Source organism: aff. Roholtiella sp. LEGE 12411, assembly GCF_015206995.1.
Taxonomy (GTDB): domain Bacteria; phylum Cyanobacteriota; class Cyanobacteriia; order Cyanobacteriales; family Nostocaceae; genus Komarekiella.
Map to the genome: position 1 here is coordinate 41,575 of NZ_JADEXR010000029.1, position 13,167 is coordinate 54,741.

A 13,167-nucleotide genomic window follows, 5' to 3' on the forward strand; every position below is an offset into this window, starting at 1 on the left:
TTTGATGCTTTACGGTATTGGATTAAAGATTGATCACCGATACTGTTGGGCTTGGGTTTCAAACAAGTAAGCATAAGTACCGCCCATCTGTATCAGTTCTTCATGGGTTCCATTCTCAACAATTGTCCCACCTGCCATAACATAAATGCGATCGGCCATTTTGACGGTGGATAAGCGATGACTAATCAGGATCGCAGCTTGATTTTTAATCAGTTGGCGAAACTGTTCAAATACTTCGTATTCAGCTTTGGGATCCATTGCACTGGTAGGTTCATCCAAGACAATCACCTGAGAGTTGCGGAGAAATGCTCGCGCCAAAGCTACCTTTTGCCATTGCCCAATACTCAGTTCTTCTCCTTGATCAAATAATTTCCCTAAGACGGTATCATAACCTTGGGGTAATTTGGCAATTACATCATCAGCACCAGAACGACGTGCCGCAGCAATAATGCTTTCTCGCTTTGCTGGTAAATCAATGTTGCCCAACCAAATATTTTCCTGAGCCGTAAAGTGGTACTTAGCATAGTCTTGGAAAATCACGCTGATTTCACGGCGCAATTCTGCCATTTTATATTGGCTGAGGTCAATGCCATCAATAGTAATGCTGCCAGTAGTTGGGTCGTACAAGCGGCATAAAAGTTTAATTAAAGTAGTTTTTCCAGAACCGTTTTCTCCTACAAGCGCCACTACTTCACCTGGTCGAATTGTCAGGTTAATATCTTGAAGTGCCTGACGGTTAGTGGTAGCGTATTGGAAACTCACTTGGTTAAAAACGATGCCAGTTTGCATCGGTTGGGGAATAGGGTGGGGATTTAAAGGTTCTACTAACTTGGGTTCCAGGTCAAGAAATTCGTAGAGGTTAGCGAGAAATAGATTATCTTCATATAGATTAGACAAACTAACTAATAGACTTTTAATATCATTTTGTCCTCGTTGCAATGCTTGGTGATAAAGTACCAAATCACCCAAACGTAAAATACCTTGAATAGCTTGATAGACGATAAAAGCATAGACACCAAAGATGAAAATACCCGCTATAGCTTCTGCAACAAAATTAGCTATGGAGCGTTTGGTGAAAATAGCTATCTTTTCCTTATATATCTGCCGTCGGATACGAAGATACCATTGACTGAAATACTCACCTAAATCAAACAAGCGAATTTCTTTAGCGTACTGGTCTGATGTCAGCATCCAAGCTAGGTACATTGCTTGCCGTTCTGGTTGTGTACGTTTACGCTGCCAACGATACATGACCCGGCTATATTTTAACCGTACTAACAGCGCCGGAAGAGCTGCCACAAATAAAATGCCGATAATTCCCCAATGCAGTGACAGCAGTAAACCCACCATAGCTACTAAGGAAATACTACTTTGACCAACTTGTGCTAAACGATTGAGGATTTCGGGAGGTCGGTAAGGAGCTTCTCGTTGTGCTCGTTGCAGGGCATCGAAGTATTGGGCGTTCTCGTAGTATTCTAGGTCAGTAGCAATTGATTTAGCATTAATAATCCCCTGCATGTAGTCAGTCACTTGCTGAGAATGGGCAGTAACCACTAATTCTGTTAAGGAACTACAAACACTGCTAACAAGAGTGACTGCACCAGCCAAGATAACCCAGAGGATGACATTACCAAAGGCGACTGTTTTATCAGCAACGTTGAGATTAGCAACTACTGCATCTATGATTAATTTGGTGAGATAGATTGATATTACGGGCAGTATGCCTTGGATGACTAATAGTACTATGCGAGCGATCGTCCAGCCGGGGCTACTTTGCCATACTAGGCGTAATGCAGGCACAAGGTGTAAAGTTTGCTGAATTTTTTGTTTGATCTTTTTGCCTGCTCGCATATTTAAAATTTATTCAGTAAGAGTATTCCAACTAAAAAATGATCCAAAAATTCAGTCACTTCGACAAAAGATTTCAACGAACCATTTTTTCCAAGTTGGTAAGCGGTAAATCTGCTCTTTAATTTGATCCATTGCTTTTTGTGTAAGTTGAACTCCTGTATGATCAATTTTCTCAACCAAAGGAACCACAGGATTTTTGCCCTTGAAAGCCACTCTTTGAAGCAAAGCGTAGCAAGGTATCAACACTGTCGAGGAAGTTTTGGCAGAATAAACCACAGTAGGGTAGGGTGGGCATTGTAATGTCCACTCTACAAAACGATATTTTTCGGACTTGTGTACACTAGCGTAGCCTTTACCCCTTCCCCAATCTCTACTAAACTTTTGCTTCTAAAGACTTGAGCAACTCAGTATTCACACCCGACTCACGAGTTAGGGCAATTTTGCCAGTGCGGGCGACTTCTCTTAAACCAAATTTTTGCAGCACCTGCACGATCGCCACCATCTTTCCTGGATCTCCGACAACTTCCAAGGTAAGAGAATCTTCCGCCACGTCTACGACACGCGCCCGGAAAATCTGAGACAGTTCGATAACTTCTGAGCGATTGTTGCTAGTCGCATTCACCTTCAATAGCATCAATTCCCGCTCTACGCAAGGAGTCTCGGTAATATCTTGTACTTTGAGAACGTTGACCAACTTGTATAACTGCTTGGTTAATTGCTCGATTACGCGATCGTCACCGGGTACAACCATCGTAATACGGGACACTCCTCCCTGCTCAGCTGGGCCAACTGCAAGGCTTTCAATATTAAAACCGCGACGGGCAAATAAACTAGAAATACGGGAAAGAACACCCGCCTCATCTTCTACGAGAACTGAAAGAGTATGTTTCATCTTCGCCAAAAAAGGCTAGAGCAGGATTTGATAACGCAGACACTAGCTAACGGCTGCGCTAGACGTACTGCTGCAATAAATTATTAGTCAGACTTTTTATTCTACAACTCAATAGCTGCAATCATTGCAGTCTTAGAAAAAAATTGTATAGAAATCATGCCGCAAGTAGGAATATTCCTGAGTACATATCTTTTCATTGGCAGATGCGGGAATTTGGTAAAGCATTTATACTCAAATTTAACAAACCTTCAAAAGGAGCAAATTATTTATGAGTTGGTTAAAAAGACTATTTGGAATGGAAAAGCCTCAAAATGCAGAAGTAAATCCTACTCCTCAAGTACAGCAAACTTCTACGAGCGCTCCTACTGCTACTCAATCAATACCCCCAGAACGTTTAGGATTAAACGGAGAATACGACCAGAGTGGGTTAGCAAAGCGGGTAGCATTGGCATTTGATCAAGATCCCCAACTCGATGATGTTGATACCCTGTGGGTTGCTCAGACGGGCAGTACTGTGGTATTGAAAGGCAAAGTTCCCAGTCAGGAAATTCTCAATAAAATGATTTCTGTAGCTCGTTCTGTGAGTGGCACTACGAATGTTGACACTAATCAAGCCACAATTGGTTAGGTGCTGGCGCTTGAATAGCTAGTTTGAGAATATCTAGGGAACAACTAGCCTTTGGCGATCGCCACCCCATCTCTTAATCCAATCCAAAATAGCTTGGTTGACTTGTTCTGGACATTCATCGTGGGGACAATGCCCCACATCCTCTAGATTCAGCAATTCCAATTTCTCATTGTATTGAGCAAATTGGCTTGCAAGTGCTGGGGGAACAAAACGGTCTTTTTGTCCCCAAATTAAGAGCATCGGAATTTTTAAAGTTGGTAATACTGTCTTGACACTAGGACTAAAGTTAATACCGATCGCAGCTTTAAACAAGGCACTAAAAGCACGAGCAGAACCCCGGTCTTGCGGTGGCCCAGCTAAAATATCTATGAGTTCATCAGTAATTGCCTCTGGGTTAGCATAAGCAATACTAGCCCAGCGACGTAACACTCCTGGGCGACGCACAAAGTTAAACACAGGCTTCAGTATCAGCGGAGAAGCGACGATATTTTTAATGGCTCTGACGATTGGTCGCAGCACAGGCGCGATCGCTTCTTGTTCTAATGACGGATCGGGTAAACTCATCATTACCATACCTCGCACCATGTCGGGATAGGTAGCAGCGATGGCCATGGAAATCAGTGAACCGTTGGAATTACCTATCAATACTGCTGGTTGACGGATAAATGTTTTCCAAAAGTCGTGAACTTGCTCTACCCAAAGTTCTATGCTGTAATTAACCGGGGCTTTTTCAGAAGCGCCAAAACCCAGCATGTCTAAAGCATAAACTGTGTGATACTCACCCAAAACCTCTAAGTTATGTCGCCAATGCCCAATAGAAGCACCAAAGCCATGTAGTAGGATTAAGGGTGTTGTCTGATGGTGATTTTGGACAGGTCGAATAAAAGTGTAGCGAGTTTGCCAGCCCCGCCAAACCCAATCCCTTTGATTACCAACCCGCTCCTGCCAATGTACCCTAGTGGTCAAAATTCCTCCAATTTATCAGCATTGAAACACTATTACTTCCAATATAAGAGTCTAATTGCAAATCTTTAGTGCCAAGTCTGAAGAAGTTATAACCATTCTCTACCTGTAAAAGAAAGCTACCGCATCTATGTCTAAGTAAATTTATCAGGAGTTTTTGATTATAAATACTACCAATAATACTTGAGTAACATAATGTAATACATTGATTTTGAGCAACGTCCTGTATATTTAATCTTGCTATTTTAGAGATATGCTTTTTAATTCAACCGTCAATAAGTATTGGTAAACAATTGTAACAATACTTAATATTGCCCCAAGTTGTGTAATTTAGATTAACTATTGCAGAGAAATTCTCTCAGAGTGAGTAGAATGACAAATACAACAACGCAACTACTCCATGGATTAGTTACTCTAGAACTACAGACTATGTATTCAGTCCTCAGTTATTCCAGTATTTTGCCTCTAAGGCATAACAATCAAGATCACACCAATCAAGACCACGCCAAATCCTTCATTAAGAGCTCCCACAAATCATAATGCCTGTGATTGAGAAAAAACGAACTCGCGATCTGCCACAAATTAACGAACGGATTCGCTTCCCGAAAATTCGGGTCATTGACACTGATGGCGCCCAACTGGGAATTATGCCCCCACAGGAAGCACTACAACTAGCAGAAGAAAAAGAACTAGATCTAGTGCTACTCAGTGACAAGGCTGATCCGCCGGTTTGCCGGATTATGGACTACGGTAAATATAAGTTTGAGCAGGAGAAAAAGGCGCGGGAAGCCCGGAAAAAGCAGCACACAGCTGATGTTAAGGAAGTTAAGATGCGCTACAAGATAGAAGAACACGACTACAATGTGCGTGTTAAACAAGCAGAGCGCTTTCTGAAAGATGGTGATAAAGTCAAAGCTACTGTGATGTTCCGGGGTCGAGAAATTCAACACAGTGACCTAGCAGAAGATTTGCTTAAGCGAATGGCAACAGATTTAGAGCCGTTTGGTGAAGTTCAGCAAGCGCCTAAAAAGGAAGGGCGAAATATGATGATGCTGATCTCGCCCAAAAAATAATCCTCTGACTGTTGAATAAACGAAGTTTAATAATCCTCTGGCTATGAGTCAGGGGATTCTTTTGTGATTGGGCATTGGTCATTGGTCATTGGTCATTGGTCAGGAAATAAGAGTCAGGAGTTAGGGAGATTTCTCTAATTTTGGCTATTGGTTCTAGTTTTCTGAGCTTATTTATCTGAAATCGATAGTCCTGAGGGCTGAGTGGGAAACATAATACTCAGTTACTCAGGACTTTTGCTATGTCCAGGAGTGATGAGTGCTGAGATCGCATCTCTACAAGAGTCAGTATTTATTCTCCTTGTACCCCCACTCCCCCACTGCGCGGTGATGATACCAGAAATGAAAACTGCATGGAACTGAAAAATGACTGGTTGACTGCAAATAGAGGTGTTTTACCACGACTGCTACAGTGGGTAAATCTCCGACCAGAGGAGAGCGAACGAACTTGGATTATGTTTACTTTTTACACAACTGTATCCGTAGGATTGCGGTGGGCAGAGGATAGTACAGTCGCGCTGTTTTTAGACGAATATGGGACAGACTTATTGCCTTGGATGTATATTGCCAGTGCCGGGTTAGGTACAGGACTGGTTTTTCTATATTCTTGGCTGCAAAAGATTTTCCCCTTACGTCGGGTAATTGTGGCGATCGCACCTTGCATGGTGACGCCATTAGTTTTATTAGTTTTATTACATTGGGGAACTCATGTTTCATACCTAGCAGTTATTTCAATATTTCTGCTGCGGCTGTGGGTAGATGCACTTTATGTGGTCAATGACCTCAACACCTCCATTATTGCCAACCAACTATTTAACATTCGAGAAATTAAACGCACTTACCCACTGGTTAGTAGTGGTTTGTTGGTTGCTGATGTGATCAGTGGCTTTAGTTTGCCTTGGCTAGTGCAATTCGCCAAGTTAAATAACGTCATTCTCATCGGCTGTGTATTCATTTTATTGGGATCGGGGATTTTACTCTATTTAACTCATCACTATCGAGCAGCTTTTCCCGCGACCCCACAAAGACTAATTCCTGAAGCTCAAGCCTCACAAGAGCGTTTCCTCAGAAGTCCGCTAAAGCAATATGTCTTGCAATTATTTGCCTTTGTGGGACTGTTACAGGTTATTGGGTTATTAATAGATTTTCAGTATCTGCGTGAACTTCAAACCAATTTGGGCGATCGCGAACTCGCTAGTTTTTTGGGGCTATTTGGTGGAATGCTGGGATTGTGTGAGTTGTTGACGCAGTGGTTTATTTCCAGCCGACTCATCGAACGAATGGGGGTATTCTTCACCGCCACGCTTTTACCAATCACTGTCGGTTTGTTGTTACCAGCGGTGCTGGCGTTCCTGAATTTAGTTCCTGCAATGCAATCGCAGAGCTTTTTCTGGGGTCTGATAATTCTCAAATTCTGCGATGAACTTCTGCGCTACACCTTTGTCATGAGTAGTGGCCCAGTTTTATATCAACCGATCCCACAGTCAATTCGTAGCAGAATGCAGACATTATCTGGTGGAACTGCGGAAGCGATCGCTACTGGTTTGACAGGATTAGTAATTTTTCTGACATTGTTCCTCGGTGGCAAGTTCGTACCAGTACCACTACAAAAGTGGGTATTGGTAGGAGAAACAATGGTGGTAGCCGGTGCTTGTTTAAAAGTAGTTTGGCAGTTGCGATCGCGCTATGTTGACCTATTAGTGTTAAGTGTGGCCCGGGGACATCTGAGTGCGAACAATGTGGGCTTACGATTCTTCAAGCAGGGCGTGGTTAAAGCTTTGGGAGAAAAAGGCAGCGAGGCAGATAAACGGTCTTGTATTGAACTTTTAGCTCAAATTGATTCTCCAGGCGCAGCAGAAGTTTTAGCACCACTGCTAGTCAAGTTACCCCCAGATTTGCAGTGCCAAAGTTTGGAGGTGATGTTAATGGGAGGCGCAAATCCTGCTTATTTATCTGCTATCCGCCCTTTATTAGAACAACCAGAAGCAACTACCCCAGAAGTTTTTGCCCTAGCGCTGCGGTACGTTTGGCTGGCGGAACCAAATCCCAATTTAAGCCTACTAGAAGAATACTTGCATCCCCGTCAAAACTCACTCATCCGCGCTACCGCAGCTGCTTTGGTTTTACGTCAGGGAACACCAATGCAAAAAGTCGCAGCTACTAAAACCATGCGCCGGATGCTAACTCATAAACATGAATGGGAACGGGTGAATGGAGTCAGAGCACTCAGAGAAGCGATTCATTTACAGGCGCTGCGGATTCACATTCCAAATTTGTTACAGGATGAATCTTTACGGGTACGTTGTGCTGTATTAGAAATGATTGCAGCAACCCACTCAGAAGAGTACTACTCGGCACTGATTGCGGCACTTTATTACAAATCAACCCGCAGTACAGCAATGTTAGCCTTAGTACGATTGGAAAATGAAGCTTTAAAGATGTTGTTGCAGGTAGCTACGAATATTTACAAACCAGAAGTAGTGCGGATGTATGCTTGGCGTACCATTGGTCAGATCAGTACCCAGGAAGCGATGGAGTCTTTATGGCAAAACTTGGAAACATCTTCGGGTACTGCTAGAGATCATATTCTTCGGAGCTTGCTAAAAATACATAAACAACCAGTAATTGCAGGTTTAGTAGATCGATTTTATGAAAATAGAATAGAAACTCTAATTGAGCAGGAATTACGATTTTTAGGCGAGATTTACGCCGCTTATGTAGATTTCAAAACAATAGACCCTCTAGAATATGATCAATTAAGCAAGAGAATTCTGACTGTTTGTGAGTTACTGCAACGTGCTCTACTAGAATTAGAATCAGATGTTAAAGAGCGGTTGCTGTTGTTATTGAAACTGCTTTACTCCCCAGATAAAATGCAGGCAGCGGCATTCAATCTGCGATCGCAATCAGGGGTAAACTTAGCACGGGGATTAGAAATCTTAGAACATACTGTGACTCTGGCTTCAAAGTCTCTGTTGTTGAATATTTTAGATGACCGATCACAGCAAGAAAAACTGCAACATCTTATAGAAGCCAAAGTTGTGGTATACGAAAATATGTTAGTTAGCGATCGCCTTCACAAATTACTGATGGTGAGTAATTTGCTTTCTGACTGGTGCTTAGCTTGCTGTTTTCATTTTGCTCAAGTTACTCGTATCCGACTGACAAGTTTTGAGATTTTGGCAGCTTTGCGTCATCCGACTGGCTTTGTCAGAGAGGCTGCGATCGCATATCTAAATATGGTTTCACATCGCGTTCTTTTAGAAATTTTACCTCAGTTGCAAAACGATCCACACCCACTCGTAGCTGCTCAAGTTAAAGAGTTGCTCGAAAAATCCCAGTTCCAAAATTACACATAATGACCAAATAATTCGTAATTCGTAATTCGTAATTCATTTATTCGGATATCAAGCCCCTAACTTTTCAGAAAATGTTGCCAGCGTAGTGAAATAGGGCTTGCTCGTCATGTTATTCTTTTGATGCTAGCCTTTTCCCTTACTCACGGTTAGATAACAGGTGAACAATCTCATCTACAATTTCCTCTGGATTTTCAAGTTTGGCTAGAAATCGATCAAAGCCAGCATTCAAAGCCTTGCGACATGAAACCTCACGTGTATAAGAAGTAATGGCGATCGCGGGCATCTGTCGTAGGAAGTGGCAAGAATGCACCCGAATTTGCTCAATTAACCAATTGCCATCATGATGGGGCAATTTTACATTGCACAGCAGAATATCGGGATGAAGCGATTCGACCAAGGCGAGTGCTATTTCTGCATTGATGAAAGCCACCACCTCTGCACCTGCTGCTTCCAAAATGAAGATGAGCAAATCTGCAATGTCTGGCTCATCCTCCACCAGCAAGATTTTGATTCCAACAAGATGCTGGAGCAAATTTGACTGATTTTTTTGATCGCTACTTTGATCTTCCACCATGCGGTCTCTTCATTGCTTGGTATACTTTGCTTCTTCTATTGGAACCCATAAAATGGAATAAGTATTCCCTCTAAATAGACAAATTTTGATAAAAAAGTATTATCAATATAGAGAAGTTAATTCACAAACCAACATTGATTATCTTTTTATTTCAAGTGAGCGATCGCGCTTGCAATTAATACCAAAACAGTGAAGCTATTGGATGTTAAGAAGCAATTTAGCGATCAGTAAAGCACAATGCTAATGCTTTTCTGGATAATTTATTGCCAATTATAAATATATTGATCTTTCGGAATAGATCTCTATGTATCTTCTGGAAGAAGACACAATATAAAAGATAAAGCTAATGTGTATGTACAATCACAAAACAAATTTAAAGTTGAAGCCCAGCTTTGAATATCGGTTTTGTCAAAAATAAGGAGAAGCAAAATGAGTATAGAAGATAGAGCAAAAGCTGTTGCTAAAAATATCGAAGGCAAAGCTCAAGAAGCACTAGGAAACGTTACTGGCGACCCTGAAGACAAAGCCGAAGGAAAAGCCAAGCAAGCTGAAAGCCAAGTTCGTCATGGCGTAGAAGATGTGAAGGATGAAGTTAAAAAGAATCTTGACTAGTAAAATTCTATTTGTTCTAGCACTTTCTACATAGAACAAGGTTGAAAGGTGTACGTCCGTTCTGAATTTGACCCCTTTTTTAGACTTAATTTAATTCTGAAAGGGGTTAGTTTTTTTAATTAACAACAGTAAAAGTCAGAATTAAAGTGTTAGTTTTGTTGGCTTCACAACCTAATTAAACAGTAAATACTACTTTTGACAAACATCTGTTAAAAAGAGAATCTACTCTTATTAAAGACCGTAAAAATCAACTGTACCAAATAGGAGTAAAAATATTGTGGCTCTTGTAAAAATTGCAGATTTCAATCCCGACTATCATGAAAGTTTTAATGAAAATGATATCAAGGGGATGAGTATTTATATAGATGGGGATGATAAAATTGGTACAGTCAGCGATGTTTTAGTAGATGAAGAAGGTATTTTCCGATATTTTGTCGTTGATTTAGGCTTCTGGATTTTTGGCAAGAAAGTCTTATTACCTGTTGGTCGTTCTCGCCTTGACCAAAACTCTGACCGCATCTACGCTATCGGGATGACTAAAGAACAAGCGGAAAATTTACCTGAGTTTAACGATCGCCAAGAGGTTGATCATGACTATGAAGAACGGGTAAGGCAAGTATATCGCTCAACATCTTTAGATACAGCATCTTCGACTGCTAACACTTACAACCCCGATACCTACAACTACCAACAAGAGCCGTCTCTGTACGATCTTAATGACCAAGATCATCAAACCTTCAAACTGTATCAAGAACGGCTAATTGCAACTAAAACTCGTGCTAAGACTGGAGAAGTAGCGATTGGTAAGCGCATTGAAACTGAGACTGCACGGGTTTCAGTACCAATTGAAAAAGAACGAGTTGTCATTGAACGAGTAACTCCAGCAGATGCAGGAAAAGCCGTTGCGCCTGGTAGTGTTAACTTCGGCGAAGGTGAGGTAGCACGTATAGAAGTCTATGAAGAGACTGCTGACATTCACAAAGAAGCATTTGTGCATGAAGAAGTCAGAATCAAAAAAGTGGTAGAACAAGAAATGGTTGAAGCACAAGAAACCCTTCGTCGAGAAGAGTTAGATGTTGAGACTAATGGTCTTCCGGTTGTGGAAGGCTCAGATTCAAAACTAGCTTAACTATGTTTGAATAAATGAAAGGCGAGCGGGTTCATATCTGCTTCTAATTAAAAAATAATACAGGCGAGTTGCATTTTAGGCTCTGCCTGTATTTTTAACGCTTCGCGGAAGTCCCCACCCTCAACTTTTAGTAGGGTGGGGATAGGGAGCCTTGGGTGAGGATTCCATCTAGAATTGATTTAAAACTCAAGTAAAAACAAATTCTGGATGGATGACGAATCCCCGGGATTTTCTGGTAAGATAGTCAATGTCTTGACCATCAATGCCATAAGCGAAAACCATTAGCTTTCAGGTATATGTTGCATCGCCCTTGGCGTCTCCCCTTGGGAGAAGAAAAAGATTTGGGTCTTGGGAACCAGGACTCCTGCCCTTGGAGGGAATGTAAGACCAAAAAAAACTACGGGGTAATTGATGGCTATTCCCGATGAATTGGGGGAGCTACGTCCGTCTTAGGGCGGGGTAGTTCACTATTCCAATTTTGTTAGGACTTACGCACACTCTACGAAAATTATCGGCGTTCTTCTCTACGATCCACTACGCGTTGGCGAAAGCCTCTCGTAGAGATAGCGGTTCGATAAATCAAGCTTTTTGGCAACTTTTGCGTAAGTCCTGTTTGTATCAGGTGCGATCGCCATAAACTGCACCAAAACTATGATCAGCTTGAACCTCAATAATTAAATCTACCGCTGTGGGATCTTCCATCAACGGTTTAATGAACAATTCTGGGTGAAGCGATCGCCAAAAATAATTGACAAATTCTTCTATCTCTGCATTAGTCATCCCCGATTTACCAGCAGCAATCATCTGCTGTTCCGCCTGTTGACGCCACTCCAAAGAACAGCGGTAATCGGTTGTATATAGCAAAATTAAGCTGTCTAACCGTGCCCATAATGGAAGATAATCCTGGAGGCGGTGATTCATATCACGGGCAAATCTCCTATCCTCATTTGTGATAATTGGTGGCAGTGCAGTATCAAATACATCTGCGTTTATTGGTCGCATACCCACAAACCAACCTTCAAACAGTACAAGATCCACACCTGTGATGATTTCTGGAGTGGTGCGATCGCCAGCACCTCCATAAGCAGATTTATCAAAACGGGGAACTATAACTGGACTTTGCCACTGGCGAATCTGATCTAGTAAATTTAAGCCTAAGTCTATATCGTGAGTTCCTGGTGGCCCCCGCCCAATCAAACGGGGATCTTGCTGTATTAAGACCAGGCGATCGCTGTAAGTTTTGTACAAGTCATCTAAAGACAAACTGAGAGTGCGGTATCCCAACTGCTGAAGAATCAAGGTGAGAACCTTGGACATAGTGGTTTTACCTGTGCCTTGTCCTCCCAAAATGCCCTGTATCAGCGGTCTTTCCAACTGTTGGCGGTGCGATGCTAGTTTGATTCCCAAAGGTAGCCACAAGTCCCACAACACCTGTAACATTTGCTGGGGTTGCACTTGAAGGGTAGTTTGGCAGAATTCGCTAAAAGCTGGCAAAACGGATTTTAGTAAATGCGATCGCACTTGTATAACTTCATTCACATTTTCTGGTGTGATCCCAAAAGCTTTGGCTCTTAAATTATCTCTTAACGCTGCTTCTCGTGCTGACTGCTGCCAACTTTCTTCTATCGCACCCGTTACCAAAATTTCGCTCATCCACGAATTCATACTCTCCCCCTCTCCCTCTACTCTTCTCACGATCCCAGCTTAAAGGCTTCAAGAAATAGGCTATAGATGAAACCAACTTTCAGGAAGTTCAGTGAGTCTACCCAAAGCGATCGCCTAGACAAAAAGCCCTGACTATAAAATATCCTGCTGGTAGCTTCTGTCAGCACCACTAAAAATGCAGCCACCACAATATCCAAGAAACCCCTTTGACCAGCTGTAGTGGAAATTGCGTTTCCTACAAAAAAACCGAATAAAAAACTAATAATTAGCAGCGATAGCCGCCGCCAAGGATTGATAAACCATTGCCCCAAACGCCTAGCAATGGCATCGAAGAGGTTGTTGAGACGAGTGTTTTGCATCAGTGAGACTTCTGGGCAAAAGTCAAGATATTGTAAAAGGGATTGGGGAGGGGATTGGGGAAGGT

Annotated in this window: 12 protein-coding genes; 5 read left to right on the top strand and 7 right to left on the bottom strand. The window is 42.1% G+C overall.

The features are described 5' to 3' along the window. Positions 1-33: 33 nt before the first annotated feature. The 3 genes from IQ246_RS09270 to ilvN all read right to left on the bottom strand — a co-directional run bounded on the left by IQ246_RS09270 (position 34) and on the right by ilvN (position 2,743). A complete protein-coding gene (locus IQ246_RS09270; RefSeq protein WP_194002252.1) occupies positions 34-1,851 on the bottom strand; it encodes an ABC transporter ATP-binding protein in 1,818 nt (605 codons plus the stop codon). A gap of 172 nt (positions 1,852-2,023) precedes the next feature. Then, complete coding sequence (locus IQ246_RS30820) at positions 2,024-2,146, bottom strand: hypothetical protein (protein ID WP_255515509.1); 123 nt, start codon at positions 2,144-2,146, stop codon at positions 2,024-2,026. A gap of 78 nt (positions 2,147-2,224) precedes the next feature. Then, entirely contained in the window at positions 2,225-2,743 is a 519-nt protein-coding gene (ilvN, locus tag IQ246_RS09275) for an acetolactate synthase small subunit (protein ID WP_194002254.1), read from the bottom strand. A gap of 268 nt (positions 2,744-3,011) precedes the next feature. Here ilvN and IQ246_RS09280 point away from each other — a divergent pair, with 268 nt between their 5' ends. Beyond that, entirely contained in the window at positions 3,012-3,371 is a 360-nt protein-coding gene (locus tag IQ246_RS09280; protein WP_194002256.1) for a BON domain-containing protein, read from the top strand. A 33-nt stretch (positions 3,372-3,404) separates the two neighbouring features. On the opposite strand, the gene IQ246_RS09285 is transcribed toward IQ246_RS09280, so the two are convergent. Further along, entirely contained in the window at positions 3,405-4,337 is a 933-nt protein-coding gene (locus IQ246_RS09285; protein WP_194002258.1) for an alpha/beta fold hydrolase, read from the bottom strand. A gap of 536 nt (positions 4,338-4,873) precedes the next feature. Between IQ246_RS09285 and infC the strand changes: the two genes are divergently transcribed. Together infC and IQ246_RS09295 are read left to right on the top strand one after the other, a co-directional pair. Then, positions 4,874-5,407 (top strand): translation initiation factor IF-3, encoded by a 534-nt coding sequence (gene infC, locus IQ246_RS09290; protein ID WP_086687969.1) that lies wholly within the window; start codon positions 4,874-4,876, stop codon positions 5,405-5,407. Positions 5,408-5,757: 350 nt separating this feature from the next. Further along, positions 5,758-8,763 (top strand): MFS transporter, encoded by a 3,006-nt coding sequence (locus tag IQ246_RS09295; RefSeq protein WP_194002260.1) that lies wholly within the window; start codon positions 5,758-5,760, stop codon positions 8,761-8,763. Positions 8,764-8,899: 136 nt separating this feature from the next. Here IQ246_RS09295 and IQ246_RS09300 read toward each other — a convergent pair whose 3' ends face one another. After that, a complete protein-coding gene (locus tag IQ246_RS09300) occupies positions 8,900-9,337 on the bottom strand; it encodes a response regulator (protein ID WP_194002262.1) in 438 nt (145 codons plus the stop codon). A gap of 429 nt (positions 9,338-9,766) precedes the next feature. On the opposite strand from IQ246_RS09300, the gene IQ246_RS09305 reads away from it, so the two are divergent. Next, on the top strand, positions 9,767-9,949 hold the full coding sequence (locus tag IQ246_RS09305; protein ID WP_194002264.1) for a CsbD family protein: 183 nt from the start codon (positions 9,767-9,769) through the stop codon (positions 9,947-9,949). A gap of 277 nt (positions 9,950-10,226) precedes the next feature. Beyond that, positions 10,227-11,078: a DUF2382 domain-containing protein gene (locus tag IQ246_RS09310; protein WP_194002266.1), complete on the top strand. Its 852-nt coding sequence runs from the start codon at positions 10,227-10,229 to the stop codon at positions 11,076-11,078. A gap of 618 nt (positions 11,079-11,696) precedes the next feature. On the opposite strand, the gene IQ246_RS09315 is transcribed toward IQ246_RS09310, so the two are convergent. Together IQ246_RS09315 and IQ246_RS09320 are read right to left on the bottom strand one after the other, a co-directional pair. Then, the gene (locus tag IQ246_RS09315) at positions 11,697-12,743 is read right to left on the bottom strand and encodes a glycerate kinase (RefSeq protein ID WP_194002268.1); all 1,047 of its coding nucleotides are present in this window, start codon (positions 12,741-12,743) and stop codon (positions 11,697-11,699) included. A 26-nt stretch (positions 12,744-12,769) separates the two neighbouring features. After that, entirely contained in the window at positions 12,770-13,102 is a 333-nt protein-coding gene (locus IQ246_RS09320; protein WP_194002270.1) for a DUF565 domain-containing protein, read from the bottom strand. Positions 13,103-13,167: the final 65 nt, after the last annotated feature.

Bases quoted from the DNA above. Each gene is read 5' to 3' on its own strand.
- IQ246_RS09270 (WP_194002252.1), bottom strand. From the start codon at position 1,851: ATGCGAGCAGGCAAAAAGATCAAACAAAAAATTCAGCAAACTTTACAC.
- IQ246_RS30820 (WP_255515509.1), bottom strand. From the start codon at position 2,146: ATGCCCACCCTACCCTACTGTGGTTTATTCTGCCAAAACTTCCTCGAC.
- ilvN (WP_194002254.1), bottom strand. From the start codon at position 2,743: ATGAAACATACTCTTTCAGTTCTCGTAGAAGATGAGGCGGGTGTTCTT.
- IQ246_RS09280 (WP_194002256.1), top strand. From the start codon at position 3,012: ATGAGTTGGTTAAAAAGACTATTTGGAATGGAAAAGCCTCAAAATGCA.
- infC (WP_086687969.1), top strand. From the start codon at position 4,874: ATGCCTGTGATTGAGAAAAAACGAACTCGCGATCTGCCACAAATTAAC.
- IQ246_RS09295 (WP_194002260.1), top strand. From the start codon at position 5,758: ATGGAACTGAAAAATGACTGGTTGACTGCAAATAGAGGTGTTTTACCA.
- IQ246_RS09300 (WP_194002262.1), bottom strand. From the start codon at position 9,337: ATGGTGGAAGATCAAAGTAGCGATCAAAAAAATCAGTCAAATTTGCTC.
- IQ246_RS09305 (WP_194002264.1), top strand. From the start codon at position 9,767: ATGAGTATAGAAGATAGAGCAAAAGCTGTTGCTAAAAATATCGAAGGC.
- IQ246_RS09315 (WP_194002268.1), bottom strand. From the start codon at position 12,743: ATGAATTCGTGGATGAGCGAAATTTTGGTAACGGGTGCGATAGAAGAA.
- IQ246_RS09320 (WP_194002270.1), bottom strand. From the start codon at position 13,102: ATGCAAAACACTCGTCTCAACAACCTCTTCGATGCCATTGCTAGGCGT.